Annotated in this window: 17 protein-coding genes; 5 read left to right on the top strand and 12 right to left on the bottom strand. The window is 43.3% G+C overall.

Annotated elements, in window-relative coordinates:
- Position 1 precedes the first annotated feature (1 nt).
- The 3 genes from QXD64_06930 to QXD64_06940 are packed head-to-tail and all read right to left on the bottom strand — an operon-like array spanning position 2 to position 3,993.
- Positions 2 to 1,228, bottom strand: coding sequence for a hypothetical protein (locus QXD64_06930; protein MEM3397043.1), 1,227 nt, complete (start codon positions 1,226 to 1,228; stop codon positions 2 to 4).
- Entirely contained in the window at positions 1,209 to 2,432 is a 1,224-nt protein-coding gene (locus QXD64_06935) for a hypothetical protein (protein MEM3397044.1), read from the bottom strand. The genes QXD64_06930 and QXD64_06935 overlap by 20 nt, the downstream gene beginning before the upstream one ends.
- Before the next feature lie 40 nt (positions 2,433 to 2,472).
- Entirely contained in the window at positions 2,473 to 3,993 is a 1,521-nt protein-coding gene (locus QXD64_06940; protein MEM3397045.1) for an MFS transporter, read from the bottom strand.
- An 86-nt stretch (positions 3,994 to 4,079) separates the two neighbouring features.
- Here QXD64_06940 and QXD64_06945 point away from each other — a divergent pair, with 86 nt between their 5' ends.
- From QXD64_06945 to QXD64_06960, 4 genes are read left to right on the top strand one after another with little or no spacing between them, the layout of a single operon-like run.
- Positions 4,080 to 4,445 carry a hypothetical protein gene (locus tag QXD64_06945; protein MEM3397046.1) on the top strand — a complete coding sequence of 122 codons (366 nt, stop codon included), beginning with the start codon at positions 4,080 to 4,082 and terminating at the stop codon, positions 4,443 to 4,445.
- A complete protein-coding gene (locus QXD64_06950; protein ID MEM3397047.1) occupies positions 4,439 to 6,091 on the top strand; it encodes a hypothetical protein in 1,653 nt (550 codons plus the stop codon). The genes QXD64_06945 and QXD64_06950 overlap by 7 nt, the downstream gene beginning before the upstream one ends.
- Positions 6,091 to 7,446, top strand: a complete 1,356-nt coding sequence (locus QXD64_06955; protein MEM3397048.1) for a radical SAM protein — start codon at positions 6,091 to 6,093, stop codon at positions 7,444 to 7,446. Before QXD64_06950 ends, QXD64_06955 begins: the two co-directional genes overlap by 1 nt.
- Positions 7,443 to 8,162, top strand: a complete 720-nt coding sequence (locus QXD64_06960; protein ID MEM3397049.1) for a methyltransferase domain-containing protein — start codon at positions 7,443 to 7,445, stop codon at positions 8,160 to 8,162. Before QXD64_06955 ends, QXD64_06960 begins: the two co-directional genes overlap by 4 nt.
- 39 nt (positions 8,163 to 8,201) lie before the next feature.
- On the opposite strand, the gene QXD64_06965 is transcribed toward QXD64_06960, so the two are convergent.
- Positions 8,202 to 8,615 carry a hypothetical protein gene (locus QXD64_06965; protein ID MEM3397050.1) on the bottom strand — a complete coding sequence of 138 codons (414 nt, stop codon included), beginning with the start codon at positions 8,613 to 8,615 and terminating at the stop codon, positions 8,202 to 8,204.
- Positions 8,593 to 9,078: a hypothetical protein gene (locus tag QXD64_06970; protein MEM3397051.1), complete on the bottom strand. Its 486-nt coding sequence runs from the start codon at positions 9,076 to 9,078 to the stop codon at positions 8,593 to 8,595. The genes QXD64_06965 and QXD64_06970 overlap by 23 nt, the downstream gene beginning before the upstream one ends.
- A gap of 278 nt (positions 9,079 to 9,356) precedes the next feature.
- Here QXD64_06970 and QXD64_06975 point away from each other — a divergent pair, with 278 nt between their 5' ends.
- Positions 9,357 to 10,049 carry a GNAT family N-acetyltransferase gene (locus tag QXD64_06975; protein MEM3397052.1) on the top strand — a complete coding sequence of 231 codons (693 nt, stop codon included), beginning with the start codon at positions 9,357 to 9,359 and terminating at the stop codon, positions 10,047 to 10,049.
- On the opposite strand, the gene QXD64_06980 is transcribed toward QXD64_06975, so the two are convergent.
- Genes QXD64_06980 through QXD64_07010 form a run of 7 tightly spaced genes read right to left on the bottom strand, consistent with a single transcriptional unit; the run spans position 10,046 to position 17,049 of the window.
- Positions 10,046 to 10,264: a hypothetical protein gene (locus tag QXD64_06980; GenBank protein MEM3397053.1), complete on the bottom strand. Its 219-nt coding sequence runs from the start codon at positions 10,262 to 10,264 to the stop codon at positions 10,046 to 10,048. The two genes, QXD64_06975 and QXD64_06980, sit on opposite strands and share 4 nt — an antisense overlap.
- A gap of 26 nt (positions 10,265 to 10,290) precedes the next feature.
- The gene (gene artA / locus QXD64_06985; protein MEM3397054.1) at positions 10,291 to 11,184 is read right to left on the bottom strand and encodes an archaeosortase A; all 894 of its coding nucleotides are present in this window, start codon (positions 11,182 to 11,184) and stop codon (positions 10,291 to 10,293) included.
- Positions 11,185 to 11,418 carry an Lrp/AsnC ligand binding domain-containing protein gene (locus QXD64_06990; protein MEM3397055.1) on the bottom strand — a complete coding sequence of 78 codons (234 nt, stop codon included), beginning with the start codon at positions 11,416 to 11,418 and terminating at the stop codon, positions 11,185 to 11,187. It abuts the gene before it with no gap.
- An 8-nt stretch (positions 11,419 to 11,426) separates the two neighbouring features.
- A complete protein-coding gene (locus QXD64_06995; GenBank protein ID MEM3397056.1) occupies positions 11,427 to 11,597 on the bottom strand; it encodes a 4Fe-4S binding protein in 171 nt (56 codons plus the stop codon).
- Between the two features lie 2 nt (positions 11,598 to 11,599).
- On the bottom strand, positions 11,600 to 11,917 hold the full coding sequence (rpsJ, locus tag QXD64_07000; GenBank protein MEM3397057.1) for a 30S ribosomal protein S10: 318 nt from the start codon (positions 11,915 to 11,917) through the stop codon (positions 11,600 to 11,602).
- 35 nt (positions 11,918 to 11,952) lie between these two features.
- Complete coding sequence (gene tuf / locus QXD64_07005) at positions 11,953 to 13,248, bottom strand: translation elongation factor EF-1 subunit alpha (protein MEM3397058.1); 1,296 nt, start codon at positions 13,246 to 13,248, stop codon at positions 11,953 to 11,955.
- A gap of 18 nt (positions 13,249 to 13,266) precedes the next feature.
- Positions 13,267 to 17,049 carry an ABC transporter substrate-binding protein gene (locus QXD64_07010; GenBank protein MEM3397059.1) on the bottom strand — a complete coding sequence of 1,261 codons (3,783 nt, stop codon included), beginning with the start codon at positions 17,047 to 17,049 and terminating at the stop codon, positions 13,267 to 13,269.
- Positions 17,050 to 17,060 lie beyond the last annotated feature (11 nt).

A 17,060-nucleotide genomic window follows, 5' to 3' on the forward strand; every position in this document is an offset into this window, starting at 1 on the left:
TTCAAACCTCCTCAAAAAGCTGGAGTGCATTTGAAAGGTAAAATTTTGACCACACTTTTATGTAATGGTCCAGATATGCCTTTGCCTTGCCTGTAATCTGAATCTTATTGAAATCAAATGCCTCAAAGGTGCGGGAAAAAACAACATAGTCCTTCAAGAACCCATTTTCTGGGTGCATGCAGGGATAGTAAGCAGAGGGAATGAATCTGGCTCGCAGGGCACGGAAAAGCAGTTCGGTATCATCAGCAGGGAGCATGATTTCCACATACCTCGCACCGAGAAACGACATTGTGTTGCATACCTCCTCCAGGTATTTTTCGTAGTGGCTTCGTTTCATGTTTTCAGAAATAAGCATGCAATACCTTGACTCTCTGTTAAAATAAACAAAGACCTCAGTGATTCCATCATCGCAGATGAGCAAAAGGTCTGGCTCAAAGAATGAGAAATACCGCACATTTGTTGTGGATGTTTTCTTTCGCTGAGCAAATCTTCGCTGAATAAACATCGGTGCAGTGATGGCCTCAAAACTGATTTTGAGAGATTCTTCGGTTTTTCTTTCATCTGCATAATTCCCTTCTGCAATTTCTGCGACATCCGGTAAACCGAGGTTGGCTGCTGCAATCGTGTAAATTTGTTTCACTTCCGGTGGCAGCACTTTCACATTTCCGTCCCTTTTTTCTTTTATCTTAGAACTTGCAAATACTAAAAGTAATAGCGTTTCATAATCCGAAACCTTTTTGAGATTTGGATAGATTCCAAAAACTTTGGTTGACAGAGGTGAGTGTTCAAAATCAACACCAGGGATGCAAGTGCGCAACTCCATGTAAAAGCTGTCCACAATGTTTTCTTTTTCAGTGAGAACTACCCTGGCAAATTCCGTGAGTTTTTCGATAATTACTCCAATCAGTTCATCGTTGTCTATCACCAGCCCTATCACACGCCCAATGCGGTTCTCATGGTCAATTTGCACAATTGTGCTTCCCTCCATCTTTCCATTGCTCTGGTTTATGCACACAACCCAGAAGTAATCTTGTGAGCAGATTGTTGCATGGAATGCACTTCTACTGGCTGCCTCCTTGATGTTGAAGTTCGCAATATCATCAGGAGTATAGAGGTTTCTTATCTGCTCCCAGTCCTCTTCAACTGCATGTCTCAGCAGGTATGCAGCAGTTCCATGCACAAACTCAATTTTTTCTTGCCTGGCTTTTTCAACACTCTGATTTTCCATCTTTGCCTTCCTCCTGCTTCTTAAGGTAGAACCTGGACCACACCTTCACATAGTGCTTGAGGTATTCACTGTATCTGCCCACCAGTTTTATTTGCATGAAATCAAATGCCTCAAAAGTGCGGGAGAGCACCACATAGTCCCTTAAATACCCATTCACATATCGCATGCATGGGTAGTAAGCACAGGGAATGAACCTTGCCTTCAATGCCTTGAAAAGCAGGTCTGTCTCATCTGCTGGCACCAACAATTCAATGTACATTGCTCCCAGGTCATACATTACTTTTGAAATTGCATTTAAGTAATGGTCATAATAAAGATTGTTGAGATTGTCGCCGATGATTGCACAGTGCTGGAACTCCTTCTCAAAATACATGAAAACCTCTGTAAACCCATCTGTGCTACAGAGCAGAAGGTTGGGCGTGTGGAAGGAGAAAAGATGGATGTTGATGATGCCTGCCTTTCTGCACTCTTCAAAGTGTCGTTTTATGTACTTTGGTGCATCAATTACCTCAAATTTTATGTCTGGTACATTGGCTTTATCTGTGCCCGCATAGAATTTTTCCTCTTCAATCACTGGGAGAGCAGGTAGGCCCACTTCTTCTGCTGCAATTTTGTAGAGTGAGTGAACTTCTGGCGGTAATCCTTGGATTCTGGTGTATCTTTTTGCGAGGGCATGGGGTGCAAAGTAAACTGCAAGCGTATGGGTTTCATATTCACCAACCTTTTTCACATTCGGAAAAATCCCAAGTTTCTTGAAACCGAGCTTTTCTGTTATTCGTTGGGGTGCAACGAGCAATGTTCTTGTTGTGGCATAGATTGTGTCTGCAGTGCGGGATTTCTGAATAATCAATTCAATTCCAAAGATTGTCATATTTTCCATGATTGAAAAACCCCTGTAGTCAGGATGCACTGCTGCACCGAATGTCTTTGCCAAGCGGTTTGCAACATCCACCTCGAAGAGAACACTTCCAACAACCTTTTTTTCCTCACAGCACAGAAGCCAGAGAAATGATGGGTCTGCAATCGTCTCCAGCATTACCTCTCTGTCAGTTATGATTTTTGAGTGGTAATTTGGACCATAAATTTTCCAGTAAAGGTTCTGGATTTCGCTCGCATCCTCTGGTTGGGCATGACGAAAAACGAAGTTTCTGCCCTCTTTCTGATACGAAAAGGTTTTGTTCTTAAAGCTTTCAAGACCCAGCATTGCCGTCTCCTCTTAAAGGTTGGAATAAATATGGCGGGAGTTATTTAAGAGTTTGCTGACCACTTCTCGCCTTCTCTCTATATTCCTTCTCACCAGGAAACAGGATGCAGAGCAGGAAGATGCCAAGGGCAGAAATAAGGGCAACCGTGGAGGGAGGAAGATACATGAGCAGGGCTGAGAATGTGAAGAACGAGACAGGCAGCGAAAAGGATGCCACTGTGAAAAGGAAGGAAATTATCCTACCCTGCAAAGGCCCTTCTGTTTCTACCTGGAAGAACACTGTTACATACACATTTGTCAGAGCGAGGATGAGACCGAAGATAAGGAAGAAAGAAGCAGTTAGAGGAAACCAGGGCGAGAGTGCCATGCCCAGGAACGCACAGGCAGTTCCAAGGAGGAATAACTTGCCATATTTGAAAAGAGGCAACACGCTCATCTCTTTCTTGAAGGCAAGGTAAAAAGTGGCAATCAGAGCGCCAACACCAATTGCGGTTTCAAGCATTCCCATTTCTACAGAACCAGCATGAAAGACATTTTTTGCAAATATGGCTGGAAAGAGCACCATCACACCTGCGAAAAAATTTACGGCACCAAACAGAGCCACGAGTTTTACCATGAACCTGTTTCTGGAGAGATAGTTCAAGCCCTCCCTGAAATCTACAAGAAAACTTGTTTTTTCTGAGGAGGAAAGTTCTGGAATTTTCATTGAAGCAATCAGCACAAAGCTGAAGAAGAAGGTGGACGCTGTGATGAGAAACACATCATTTATCGGGAGGAAAGCAATGAGGAGACCGGCAAGCATTGGTCCTGTGACATTTGCAGTGTACATTCCCATATCCAGCAAACTGTTCGCTCGCACAAGATTTTGCTCTCCGACAATGCGTGGTACCGCTGAAACAGAGGCAGGATTGAAGAGGGATGCAAAGGAGGAAATTGCAATTGCCGCCAGGTAAATTGAGAGCAGCGAGAGATGTCCAAACCAGAAAACCTGAAAGAACATTAGCAGCATTATAACCACCCTTGCAATGTCCGCACCCATCATCAGTGTTTTTTTACGATGGCGGTCTGCAAGCACACCACAGAAGGGTCCAAGCACCACAAGTGGAATTGAATTCGCAAGAACCACAATCCCCATGTCCATTGCTGAGCCCTGATAATTCAATGCCCACCACATCACTGCGAGCAGGTAAATCTGGTCTCCGACACGGCTCACAAACTGTCCAACAAACAATTTAAAGAAGTTGGAGTTAATGAAAAATCTGGGTTTCTCTTTTTCTTCCTTCTCTGGTTGCGGTTGCGGAGCATAAGATGCAGAGGGTGGCGGTGCTGGATAGGCAGCTACGATTCTTGGAGGAAATCTGTACTTGGGATTGATACGGAGAGGTGTCTTCTTTTCTTCAATCAAGACAACCTTTGGCAGTTTTTCGTAATCAACTGGTTTATAGTAGTCAGGATTAACTCTCCAGACCGCTTCTTTTCTTTCTTTGACTATATGTTTCGGTAATTTTTCATAGTCCGGGACCTGTTCTTTCTCTTCTGGTTCTTTCTTGCCCTCTGTCATTCGCACCCACTATGGCAGAGAAGATAAAAAAGATTGGGTTGGATTGTCTCTATAATCCTTATATATCCCAACATCTTTTATCCATCATGCAAGCGGGAAAGTTGATTGGCTACATCGTGGCTGGCATTCTGCTCTTCTTTGGTATTCTCTGGATTTGGGCTGCACCTGCAAATGAAAATCCATGGATGACATTGCTCACTGGCATTATCATGATTGGAATTGCCCTAGTCATAATAGTTGCAATAAAGCTCACTGAGCCAAAGCCCACGCAGAAGGTAGAAATCTCACAGAAGCTAGATTTGCATGGCAACATGAATCTTGAGCGCTTGAAATGCAGAAGTTGTGGTGCTGACTTGAGCCAGAAGAGCATCAAGGTTGTCTCTGGCGGCGTCCTTATCTCCTGTGAGTATTGTGGAACTACCTACATGCTTGAGGAGGAGCCGAAATGGTGAGAGCTTGTCTTCTGCTTCTCATCGTTCTTATTACACTGGCAATTCCAGTGTCTGGTGCCCAGGAAAAACCCACGCCTACAACAAAATATGACTTTCTAGTTGAAGAGGAGATTGCTACTTGCGAAATTCAGACGGATGGCTCTGCTTGGATAACCTATTTAATCACATTCCAAAATTATGCTACAATTGATTATGTGGACATAGGAATGCCAAACAAGTACTATGACTTGAGCACTGTTTCCGCAACCCTCTACACTGGCTCCTTTGCACCTGTGCAATTATCTGGTATAAAAAAATCTTCCGCCATTTCCTGCGGTTATGAAATTCCAATTCCAGGCCAGTATCAAACCTTACCCTATCTCCAGATATACACAAAATGCAAGGTAACCAGAATGGTTTATCCAGATACTGAAAACTCGAGTTATGCGAGCGTGGAGTTCTATCCCACATGGTGGGGTGATTTTTGCAGAGACATGGCATTTCTCCAGACCACTATAATTTTTCCGCCAGCAGTGACAGACCCGAATTCAACAAAATGGCATCATCAAACCCCTGATTGGATGCGATTTGAAGATGGGAAAATAAAGTTTACCTGGAATTCAAGTGGGAATTATGAGCATAAGTATGGTGTTTCTTTCCCAAGAAGTGCAGTTACAAATGTGTTTGAGCCAGAACAACCTAGTTTCTGGGATAATTTTCTGAATGACTTTGTATTCTACATCCCCTATTACTGCTGCACCTGCGGCCCAGGCATCTTCATTCTCATAGTGGTGGGCATTGCATTCTACACCTCTTGGAAGAGCAAGATGGAGTATTTACCGCCCAGTGTGGGTGTGGAGGGAATGGGCATAAAGTATGGTTTGACTGCACCGGAGGCAGCTGTGCTACTCAAGGTCCCACTTAACAAAATTGTGAACATGGTGTTCTTTGGCATGTACAAAAAAGGAGTGATATCTGTTGAGAGTCGCAATCCACTTGTGCTCAGGGTTTTACGCACAGATTACAATGACCTACACCCATATGAAGTTGGTTTCCGAGCCGCAATAAAGCCAGATGGAACGCTAGACGAGGAAATTCTGAAAAGTGCAACAGTTCAGTTAATAAAGGATGTTGAAACCAAACTTCGGGGCTTTTCAAGGAAGGAAACCGCAGATTACTACAGGCAAATAATAAAGAGAGCATGGGAGCAGGTAAAGGCAGCCCAGATGGATGATGCTAAGCTTAAAATCCTTGAGGATAACTTTGATTGGATGTACATGGACGATAGCTTCGACAGAGAATTGAAAAAGAACTATGGGACTGGCCACTACAGAACACCCTACTGGTATCCCTTCTTCTACCCACGAGTTGTTTATATCCATCCCTCAGCACCCACCCGTGCACCCTCATCAGCAGGTACACCCCCTTCCCTTCCAATGCTACCTGGCTCTGAATTCGCAAACCAGATTGTTTCTGGCATTCAGAACTCTGCGAATCAGTTTGTCAGAAATGTGACTGGCTTTACCCAGAGTGTTTCTGCAGTTACGAATCCTGCGCCTGTATCCACTGGAGGCGGAACGAGAACTGGAGGTTTCGGAGGTGGTGGCTGCGCCTGTGCATGTGCCTGTGCGGGCTGTGCTTGTGCTTGTGCTGGAGGTGGAAGATAATGGTGAGTGCGTTTCTGAAAAGGGTATTCGGGAAAAAAAAGCCATTGCCACCAGGAATGCATCACTTTCTTGGCAAGGGAGAGTTTGAGGGTGCGAGATTTCACATTAGGATAGAGCCAGGTGGAAAGGCAGTCCTCATCATCAACGCAGCCAGAATTCTCCATCTGAATGCCACTGCTGCAGAGTACGCACTTGCAATTCTTTCTGGGAAAAGCAGTGAAGAGGTGGTAAAGGAGGTAAGGGCAAGATACAGAGTTGGAAAGAAACAGGCAAGTGCGGATGAGAAAAGGATGCGGGAACTCATCACGAATCTGGTCAAAAATCCTGACATCTGCCCAATCTCATATCTTGATGTGGAGGTTGTGGAGCCATTTACAACCCCAGTTTCAGCACCCTACAGAATGGACCTGGCTCTAACATACAGGTGCAACGATAAATGCCTACACTGCTATGTGGGTGAACGAGAAAAAAAGGAAATGAAGTTGGAGGACTGGCTCAAGGTGATTGATAAACTTCACAAGATTGGTGTGCCCCACATTGTTTTTACAGGTGGCGAGCCAACCCTTTACGATGGGCTTGAAAAACTCATAGAAAGAGCTGAAAAACATGGCATTGTTACAGGGCTGAACACAAATGGGAGAAAGCTTGCGGACAGGAACTACCTGCGGAAACTTGTGGATGCTGGCCTCGACCATGTGCAAATTACCGTTGAATCCGCAGATAAGGAGATTCACAACAAAATGGTTCAAGCGAACGCATTTGAGGAAACAATTCAGGGCTTGAAAAATGCGCTGGACACAAAGCTGTATGTGCTCACAAACACCACAATCACAAAATTGAACAAGGATATAATTGAGCAAACTGTGAAATTTTTGCATAGTTTGGGGGTAAAAAACATTGCCTGCAATGGCCTGATTTATTCTGGGAGAGGCAGAGAATGCGAACTCGGGCTTGATGAAAAGGAATTGATAGAGCCAGTTATGAAAGCAAAGATGACAGCTTTAGCTCTTGGAATGCGTTTCATCTGGTACACTCCAACTCAGTATTGTAACTTTAACCCAGTAAATTATGGAGTGGGTGCGAAGCAGTGCTCCGCTGCAAAGAGCAACATGTGCATAGAGCCGGATGGCGAAGTTATCCCATGTCAGAGCTATTACGAGAGTGTGGGCAACATCCTCAAAGACCCATGGGAGAAGATTTGGAATGCAGAGCTTTGCAAGAAAATCAGGGAAAGGGCGTATGCACCAGAGAAGTGCAAAAAATGTGCAGATTTCAATATCTGTGGTGCGGGCTGTCCGCTCTATCTCATGGAGACAGGCACAGTTTGTCAGAGTCCCACTGGTGGTGCGGTGTGAGAGCTGAGGAATGGGATGAATTTTTTATTTACCAGGCAAGCTGGGGAAAAGAAGCCAGAAAGTTTGTTTACAGGCATACAGACCTCTTCAACGCCAAGAATGTGCTTGAACTTGGTTGCGGCACAGGTGTAATCACGCAGGAAATTGCAGAAAGAACAGAGGCAAAAGTTACAGCCATAGATATAAACAATGCATTTCTTGAGATTGCAAAAAAGCGTGTAAAGGCGAGAAATGTGGAGTTTCAGGAGATGGATGCCCATGCTCTTGAGCTTCCTGATGAATTTTTTGATGGAATTTATTTTGCAAATTTTTTGCTCTGGGTAAAAGAGCCAGATAAGGTTTTTTCAGAAATTGTCAGGGTTTTAAAACCATCTGGCTATGTGGGGATTCTTTCAGAGCCCGACTATGGTGGCAGGGTGGACTATCCATGTGAAGGCATCTGGGAAAAAGTGGTTGTGAAACTGAAGGAAGGAGGGGCAGACCCTTTCATCGGGAGAAAGTTGAGGGAACTCTGCAGAAACCGTGGGCTTGAGGTGAAACTGGATGCATTGCAGGGCATGTTCACACCCGAGGAAATCGGGAGATGCTATGATTTTGAAGCTAAATTTGCTGATGTGCCTAAGGAAATGTTAGTTGAAGCAAAGAAGGCAGTGAATCAAGGATTTGCGTTTTTGCTTGTACCAGTGGTCTATGGGTATGGGTGGAAGGGCAGATAATTTCTAGAATGCACAAAAAAGAGTATTTGGGAAGAAAAGCTATATTCCCATATCCATTTTCAGTTTTGTTGCAATAGCATCTGCTAGTTTCTCATAGATTATTGGAGCTTCGATCCCCAGTTCTCCAAAGTTTGCTTTATATTCCACCAAACCGCCAAAACCTAATTCCTTAAAGATGCTCATGCTAGAAACCCTGACTAAATCTACCTCTGCAGGAACCTCAATCCCATAATCCTTCACAACACTGGACAATGAGGACATAACTGTGTCTATGGCCGGAGGTTTTCTCTTCGGGATTTCAGCACTCCATACACATTTCGGGGCATGTGCAGAATACATTTCCACATCCACTTTCATATAAGGTTTTATTTTTTTTCTGACTACGCCTTTTCCCACTATTGTAATGCCGAGCTGAGAGTTAATTACATAGTCAACAATTAAGAGATTGGGCAAGTGCTCTCATTTCTTCTAACCAGGGTCCATAGGTAGCCCGTGCACCTGGGTGAATGATTTTCAATCCGTTTGCACTCAATACTGAACTGTACTTGAAGTAGCCCATGCAGAGTTTGTCCAGGACGTTAGGAGGTGCTATCTTTGCATAAACTGGGTCGGCAATGGTCTCATTCAGCGGCTTCACAGTAACACCTGGGATTCGCATAAGATGGACCCTGAATACATTCTCACAGAGATTGAGGCATTGCTGGAAGAACGCCTTTTCACCACTCCAACCCGCATCTTCATATTCCCAGACACCATTAAAGCCCACAATCGCTAACTTGCGACCATTGAGTTCGGCCCGGTTGATGGTTGCTGGAATACCCACGGCCTTTCCATCAAGAAGTGAGTGAAATCTTGTTGTTCCCACCTTATTTTTAATGAAGTCCATCTTCTTTGTCTCGTCTGAGAAGAATATCATCTACCTTTGTTTTCAAATTTAATAATGGCATGCATAGCATATTGCATCAAAGTATTTAATATTTACCTAACACAGAGGCTGTCTAATTTTAAGTGATTTCCCTTTGTATCTTAATTGGCTAAAATGGTTGTAAAAGTGAAAGAAGAGAGGACAGGCACATTCGTAGAAAGAAAGTTGTGAAAGCTCTGTAAAAAGAATGGGTTTGAAGCGAAGATAGGTGCCTGGTATGCTCATACCTGAAGAATTAGTGTTAAATATTTTTTCACATTTTTGTTTTCATGGACCTGAAATCGCACTTCCAGAAAATTGAGAATTTTTATGGAGAGTACATGCTTCTAGCGGGCTGTATAGTTGTGATGGGGAACGCAATGGATGGAGGTTTTCTTGTTGACAAAGACGAAATTTATCCATTTGGGAATCCCGAAACTTTTGAAAGTGCGCTTAGAATTATAAAACGCAGAAAAAACCTTTTTTTTGCTGCAGTGAACGAGGATTATGTTGGAATTATTGAAAGAAATTTTCCATGGTTAAAACGTAGAGATTCATTTTTCTATACTGTAACAAGAGAAGATTTTAGAGGGAGAAAGAGACATGAATGTGTGCAGCTGAAAAAAGATGCAGCGGGCACAATCGCAAAATTCTGGGGAGGCGATAAGAGATACATTAGGAGCAGAATTGAGCGTTATCCTGCGTTTGGAATTTACGATAAGAAAAAGCTTGTGGCTTGGGTAGGTATCCACAATCTCACAACGAGAATTGGAATAATGGGCTTTCTCCATGTGCTTGAGGACTTCAGAGGCAGAGGTCTGGCTGAGAGCGTGAGTACCTGCCTTGCCGAGGAAATTTTCAGAACTGGGAGAATAGTAGGAATCCATATTTGGACTGACAATGAACCTTCAAAAAATTTAGCCAAAAAGCTTGGATTTGAGAAGCGATGCATACATTCTTGGTTCTGGTGTGAAAGAAACTAACAGAAATCATCAAGTTTGGAATTATACTTGGGCTTTATAGGTATAGTAAAGAGGTCAGTATTTGGTTTCCAGTGGTCGAGACAGTCATAGCAGAAACCCTCTCTTACATCATAGGGAAGAATTTTTATTCTGGCTCTACAACCCCTGCATTCTATCTCTCCTTCTCGCTCATCTGAGAAGCATCTGGTATCTGCCTTCAACAATTGCTCAACCATGCGAAAGAAGGGATAAAGAAGGAGTATTAAAAGGTAATGGTTTTGTGAGAGCCAGAGTTTCTGTTTCTGTAGTTTTTCACACGCTTGAAAAGCTCTACAATTCCTATGATTTTCTCGTAAAAATCGGGCAGAATTTTAAACATTAAAAGGGTAAGAATGAAAAGGGTAGAAAAACTTATGACTTTGCCGACAAAATTATGAGCGAACTCAAAGCCAGTGACACCAGAAAACCAAGAATAATTTGTTGCGGTGCAGTAAATCACAATTGCATTTCTAATTGCGTTCACGAAGTAGATTACTGGAATTGTGATTCCAATGCACATGCATTTTCTTTTCAAGCTTGAGGAGGTGGCAAGCACCGCAAACACATCCACAACGATCGCCTGAATTCCAGTGCAAGCAAGAACAATGTTCACTACATTCTTGCCGTTCCAAACCACTTCCATGTAAATTTCCTCAAAATTGCTACGAATGAACTGGGAGTTGCCGAGATAATTTAATCCTCCTGTTGTGACTCCATTCATGAACAGTGCATTTGCGAACCAGACACTCTGCTCTGTGACGATCTGAATTAGAATTGCACTGATACCAGGGATGCAATCAATCACATAATATGCCACTCCCGCACCGAAAATCAGTTTCGCTAAGAACTCCATGCTTTCATTTTTCTCTTCCATGCGGAACGAAATGTATTCATTGTAGGCGAGAAAGCCAAAACCCAGAATTGCGGTTCCTGAGAGAAACATTGGTAGATAGTCGTGGATGTAGAAGTAATGAGGTGTATAGAAGAGCCAGTAAAGACCAAAAATAATATATCCCGCAATCCTTGCTTTGTATCTCAGCTTCTTTTTTGAGAAGCAACCGACACCAAAACAACCGAGAGAAACAAAGAGCAGAAGGTAGAGAACAAGCAAATACATCTATAATTTTATGCAGACAAGCGTTTCAGTGCTCTTTACGCCTTTGATTTTTCTGATGTCATGGACAATGGTTTGCAGTGCTTCTGTTATGTGTTCTGTTTCGATTTTCACTATCACATCAAAGGGGCCAGTAATTGCATTTACCTCTTTTACACCTGCCCTCTTTCGCAGTTCCGCAACTACATTTTCAAGTGCACCTGAGTCCGTCTCAATCAACACATAAACACTTTCCATTTCTCACCTCAAATAATTGAAATAGCTCCCTGTGGACATGCCTCTACACATGTGCCACATTCGACGCATCTGCCTGCATCAATCTTCGCATGAGAATTAAGTGTAATCGCACCCTCAGGGCAACTCTCCTCACAGCTCCCACAGCCCACACAAAGGTCCAAATCAACTTTTGCAGGCATTTTTATGCCTCTGATTTCAACACAATCTCAATGTGGACTCCATCTGGCACTGGGAGACGCATGAGCAAACGCAGTGCTCTCTCATCTGCGTCAAGGTCTATGAGACGCTTGTGGACACGCATTTCCCATCTATCAATTGTGCTTGTGCCTCTGCCATCTGGACCCTTTCGCACAGGCACAACCAGTCGTTTTGTGGGCAAAGGTATTGGCCCTTTGATTGCAACACCGGTCCTCTGCGCAATTTCCTTGATTTTCAAGCAAACGCTATCCACTTTTTCAGCATCGCAGCCACTCAATGCAATCCTAGCCTTCTGGGTCATCTGATCACTCCAAAATAAGGAAAAGGTAAAAGAGTTTATGCTTTTTCGAGGTCGATCACCACACCAGCAGCTACGGTCTGGCCCATGTCTCTGACCGCAAACCTGCCAAGTGGTGGGAAGTCCTTTGCCCGCTCGATGACCATCGGCTTTGTGGGTTTCACTTTGACGATGGCGCCATCACCTGTCTTTATGAAGTTTACTTTTCCGCCCTCTACCTGTCCTTCCTTATCCATGATTGGCTGGCCAGTCCTTGGGTCGAGCAGTTTCTGGATTTCTGTGATTGTACATGCAACCTGTGCAGTATGGCAGTGGAACACAGGTGTATATCCCGCGGTAATCACTGTTGGGTGGTTCAACACCATTATCTGGGCTGTGAAGCTCTTCACTACTGTGGGTGGATCCTTCTCGTGTCCAACTACATCTCCACGCTTTACATCGTTCTTGTTTATGCCTCTCACATTGAAGCCTACATTGTCACCTGGTTCCGCCTGTGGTATGGATTCGTGATGCATTTCAATGGACTTTACTTCGCCAGAGACCTTTGCAGGCATGAATATAACCTTGTCGCCTGGTTTCATTACTCCTGTTTCTACTCTGCCCACTGGTACTGTCCCTATTCCTGTGATTGAGTAAACGTCTTGTACAGGTAGCCTTAGCGGTTTGTCCTTGAGCTTTGGTGGAACTTCAAGGTTATTCAAACACTGGATAAATGTATTGCCCTTGTACCATGGCATATTTGGAGAGAGTTTGGTTATATTATCGTCCTTATAAGCGCTTATCGGAACAAACTGGACTTTTTCCATCTTGAAACCAACACTCTTCAGGTACTTTGTGACTTCTTCTTTAATCTCATTGTACCTTGCCTCGCTGTAGTTCACTTCCTGTCTGTCCATCTTGTTCACTGCCACAATCATCTGGGGTACACCGAGGGTTCTAGCAAGATAGATGTGTTCTTTCGTCTGCTCTTGTACTCCTTCTGCAGCACTCACTACAAGCACAGCTGCATCTGCCTGGCTTGTCCCTGTAATCATGTTTTTCACGAAGTCCCTGTGACCTGGTGCATCAATGATTGTGAAGTAGTACTTATCAGTATCAAATCTCCGATGTGCAATATCAATTGTAACTCCTCTTTCTCGCTCTTCCTTTAACCGATCCATGACCCAGGCAAATTCAAATGTTGCCTTGCCTTTCTTCTCTGCTTCCTCTCTGTACTTCTCGATTTCCTCTTGCCTGATGTATCCCGTGTCAAGCAGTAGCCTGCCCACTGTTGTCGACTTCCCATGGTCTACATGACCAATGAATACGAGGTTTAGATGTGGTTTTTCAGCCATATTCATTGCCTCCGATTGTTATGCCTTAAATCGTTTACCTATATAATCTTTTTTTCTCATGAATGTGAAGCCCCCAATTAAGACCAGAGCAAGCACCGCAATTGTAAAGTCAAATCCTGGTGTTTTCTTCTCTTCATATGCCTTAATTTTCAATGTAACTGGCTGTGAAAAGTAATCCTTACCATTTACAGTAACCTTACCCTTGAGTATGACTTCTACATCCTTATCAATGTTTTTTGTTACAGTGAGGGTGAAATATGCATTTCCATTTGCATCAGTAGTGTAAATGTCGGGCTCGATGTAGATATCTGAGGTTCCAGTTACCTCTATTGTAAAGTTCACACCAGATACAGGTACCCCACTCTTTTTCAGATTGCCAGTAAGTAATGCTGCTGCACCCTGCTTCCCTACAAGTTCACTGTCAGAAATACCAAGGGTTACAGTGTATTCTGCACTAGTTCCAGCTGGATAAATTTGAAGATAAGCGGGACTACTAGAGTACTGGCTCAGACCCACAATTGCCTTTGCTATTACTGTTATATTTGCATCCTTCGTGAAATTGGCAGTTACTGTGATTTCAAATTCTGCGTTTCCACTAGCATCTGTGACAGCAGAGACAGGTACAACATCTAAATTCGTCTTGCTGCTTAACGAGAGTGTGACATTTACGTTAGATACTGGGAGTCCTTCCTTAGCAACATGCACACTCACAGGTACTGAGTTTCCAGCTACGCCTTCTATCTCCGTCTCTGAAATTGAAAGTGACACAACAGGGATTGATGCCTTTGCAATGCTCACGCTCACCGTGCATCCTGTTTCTCGTCCCCAGAATAACGCTCTAAATGTCAATTCGAGTACGGCATTATCGGTGTAGTCCCCAATTATCTTGATTTGGATGCCTGCCTCACCACTTGCATTTGTCTGGGATGGAAGACACAGAAGAGCGAGCTTTCCGTCAGCTCTATTTTTCCAGCCAAACACCCATGCATTCGGGACGGATGTACCCTCAGCATCTACCTTCAAACTGATAGAAACAATGTTCCCACTTTCTCCCTTAATATTTACTGAAGTCGGCTGGGCAATTATATTTATTGCATCTGGAAGCTGAAGTATACTTCTCGAAAACATCACACCATGGTAATCTGCGGTGCACACCACAATGTAATAGTCAAAGACCCTTGAGTTCATTGGCATCTGATTAAGTGTGGCATTGAATATTACTTCTCCTTGACTGTTTGTGATTTGCTGGGGATTCTCTATTTCAAAAATGCCCTCAAGTTCCATTATTCCACATTTCACAGTCATTGCACCTATGGGATTGCCTTCATAAGTTACCTTAGCATTTATCTGCCCATCTCCTGTTTTCCAGTCAATACCAGAACATGATGCAGTTATTGTCACCTCTTGAGAGCCAGCGGTTGTGACAACCAGTGTTGCTAAGTATGCCTTCTCATTGCCACCAACAAGAGACACTGCAAATGTCATTAGAACTGGCGCATTCTCAAAATAATCTTCAGTGATCAAAAATTCAAATGCGGCAACACCTGAATCGTTGCTCAAATTCTCAGGAATCAACGGTTTAATCCTTGTATCAGAGACATAGACCACTCTGCTGAATGCTTCTCTAACAGGAACCCCTGAGTTCATAATCTCAAATACAAATGTGTATGTGTTGTTTTCAAGCCCTTTCAAATACGGCTCAGAAAGGATGTTTATTTCCAGATCAAAAGGTTCAAGAAGTAGATAGAACTTTTTCATTACATTCTGGCTCGGGAGAAAGCACATAATCTCCACAAGCTGTACTGTATCTAGTATTTTTATTAAGCCCAGTGTAAAGAAGGCACATCCATTGCTGTCTGTTGTTTTGGATGTGGCATCGGGTGTGATTGCATTGGATGGAGAAATTTTAACCTGGACTTCTGCATTTACTACAGGGTTGCCTACGGTATCGGAGACACGGATGACAACCTCACATTGGCTTCCACTTATCGCGTTTATTCTGTAGGGAATCGCCTGTGCCTCTAATGAAATACTGTTCAAAGGAGACATTGATATAAGATTGTGTTTTTCGAGGATGCTCTCATTCAACACTGGCTTTACCATTACTTTGCTCACATCTACAACATCATACAGAATCTGGGAGCAGATTGGGATTAGGGGAAGATGGTTTGACACAATTCCTTGGGCATACTTTATTGCATTTGCAAAGCCCTGGCTAGATAGCATACTGTTTGTAAGGTTATCTGTATCAGGGTTTCTGTATCTCCAGAGATTCTCTCCGTTGGTAATACCGTCCGTGTAATCATATTTACTGTTGATTAACTTGTAAATGTATTCAAACTTCTCATCTGTTTTTATGTTACAGAGGAAGAGGTCATAGTCCCTTATGTTAAGCACCTGAATTGGCACAGTATCTGCATGCACCCCTGCAGCTCTCAAATTTGCACAAAGCCACATTGCAATCTGGAGGTTTGTTGTGGCCTTTTCATCTATGTAAATTTTTACAGTACCGTCATGCCCAATTTTTCTACCATTGTAATCCTCTCTCCAGCCATCTCCATCCATGTCTTTGTAGTTACCAGTGTTCAGTAAAGTTATCGCTTGGTCAATGTTCTGGGTGTATGTTTTTATGCTTGTGTTGTAGTACTGCGTTCCTTTCTGGACTAACGAATTTTCCCACGAAAGGATATTGGGGTATTTCTCTTCGATCTTGTTGTTCGGGAGCAAGTAACCCATTGCATTTCTGAACTGGAGCCCTGCATCAGTACCAGCAACTTTTATAGGATAGGTAATAGGGTCGTCTATGGAGCTCCTTTGCTCATACCCTGAACCCTCATCATATCCTTCAAAATATTTCTCAAGGTTAAAACCCAGGAATGTTATTTCTCTTGCCTTATATGAAAAGGCAGAGAATGTACCAACTTGTGTAGAATCAGGCAAATAATCCAAAGGCACTGGATGGAAAACAAGGACTACCTCCATGTTTTTCATAGCATTAATGAGCGAGGCATAGGTGGCGTATTTCACTATCTTTATCCCTGCGCTAACACTCTTGTAATACTCTCTATTTGGAGATAAAACAATCTCTATGCCTGGTTTCCATGAAACAAGTTTGTAGGCACCACTGCCAATGCTTTTGGATGTACCTGTTGTGGAATTATGGTCAAGGTTCCAAGATGCTGCGTCGTCCCAGTGGTTCTTCCAGATGTCCTTTTTTAGAATTGGGAGCGAGAGAATAGTAATGCCAAAATCCCAGACGGTCTTGTTCAGCACGAATTTAACAGTAGTTGCATCCACCTCCTGCACGGCCTCCCAGTAACTCTCGTTTTTGTCTGTAGAGCCAGGGATTCTACTCCATTTCAGAAATGAAAAGTATATAGAGGTCTTTAAAGGTGCATCTGGGTTTAAGATAAAGTTGTATGTAAAAACCACATCGTCTGCGGTGAGATTTGTTCCATCATGCCATTTTAGATTCTCTCGTAATTTCACTATCCATGTGAGCCCGTCTGTAGACTCCCAGGACACAGCAAGCCCTGGTTCTGCGTTCTCTGTAGTTCTGTTAATGTAGGCAAGAGAATCGTATACCAGAGAGAGAACTCTGAGGGTGTGTTCATCATCCGCAACACAAGGGTTCAGAGTTTGAATGTCCAGCACACTACCAGCTACAATTTCGCTTTCACCGAGTGTGTTAGTAATTCCTATCTGTGTCATCTCCGGAGTGCCTTCTACACCATGAGGAATGTGTACAATCAGCCAACTCACCATCACCCAAACCAGTAAAATTCGTCCTGTTTCGTGCATGCACTAAAACG

The sequence above is a fragment of the Thermoplasmata archaeon genome (assembly GCA_038874435.1).
Lineage (GTDB): Archaea > Thermoplasmatota > Thermoplasmata > Lutacidiplasmatales > SKW197 > SKW197.

Bases quoted from the DNA above. Each gene is read 5' to 3' on its own strand.
- QXD64_06930 (MEM3397043.1), bottom strand. From the start codon at position 1,228: ATGGAAAATCAGAGTGTTGAAAAAGCCAGGCAAGAAAAAATTGAGTTT.
- QXD64_06935 (MEM3397044.1), bottom strand. From the start codon at position 2,432: ATGCTGGGTCTTGAAAGCTTTAAGAACAAAACCTTTTCGTATCAGAAA.
- QXD64_06940 (MEM3397045.1), bottom strand. From the start codon at position 3,993: ATGACAGAGGGCAAGAAAGAACCAGAAGAGAAAGAACAGGTCCCGGAC.
- QXD64_06945 (MEM3397046.1), top strand. From the start codon at position 4,080: ATGCAAGCGGGAAAGTTGATTGGCTACATCGTGGCTGGCATTCTGCTC.
- QXD64_06950 (MEM3397047.1), top strand. From the start codon at position 4,439: ATGGTGAGAGCTTGTCTTCTGCTTCTCATCGTTCTTATTACACTGGCA.
- QXD64_06955 (MEM3397048.1), top strand. From the start codon at position 6,091: ATGGTGAGTGCGTTTCTGAAAAGGGTATTCGGGAAAAAAAAGCCATTG.
- QXD64_06970 (MEM3397051.1), bottom strand. From the start codon at position 9,078: ATGATATTCTTCTCAGACGAGACAAAGAAGATGGACTTCATTAAAAAT.
- QXD64_06975 (MEM3397052.1), top strand. From the start codon at position 9,357: ATGGACCTGAAATCGCACTTCCAGAAAATTGAGAATTTTTATGGAGAG.
- QXD64_06980 (MEM3397053.1), bottom strand. From the start codon at position 10,264: ATGGTTGAGCAATTGTTGAAGGCAGATACCAGATGCTTCTCAGATGAG.
- artA (MEM3397054.1), bottom strand. From the start codon at position 11,184: ATGTATTTGCTTGTTCTCTACCTTCTGCTCTTTGTTTCTCTCGGTTGT.
- QXD64_06990 (MEM3397055.1), bottom strand. From the start codon at position 11,418: ATGGAAAGTGTTTATGTGTTGATTGAGACGGACTCAGGTGCACTTGAA.
- QXD64_06995 (MEM3397056.1), bottom strand. From the start codon at position 11,597: ATGCCTGCAAAAGTTGATTTGGACCTTTGTGTGGGCTGTGGGAGCTGT.
- rpsJ (MEM3397057.1), bottom strand. From the start codon at position 11,917: ATGACCCAGAAGGCTAGGATTGCATTGAGTGGCTGCGATGCTGAAAAA.
- tuf (MEM3397058.1), bottom strand. From the start codon at position 13,248: ATGGCTGAAAAACCACATCTAAACCTCGTATTCATTGGTCATGTAGAC.
- QXD64_07010 (MEM3397059.1), bottom strand. From the start codon at position 17,049: ATGCACGAAACAGGACGAATTTTACTGGTTTGGGTGATGGTGAGTTGG.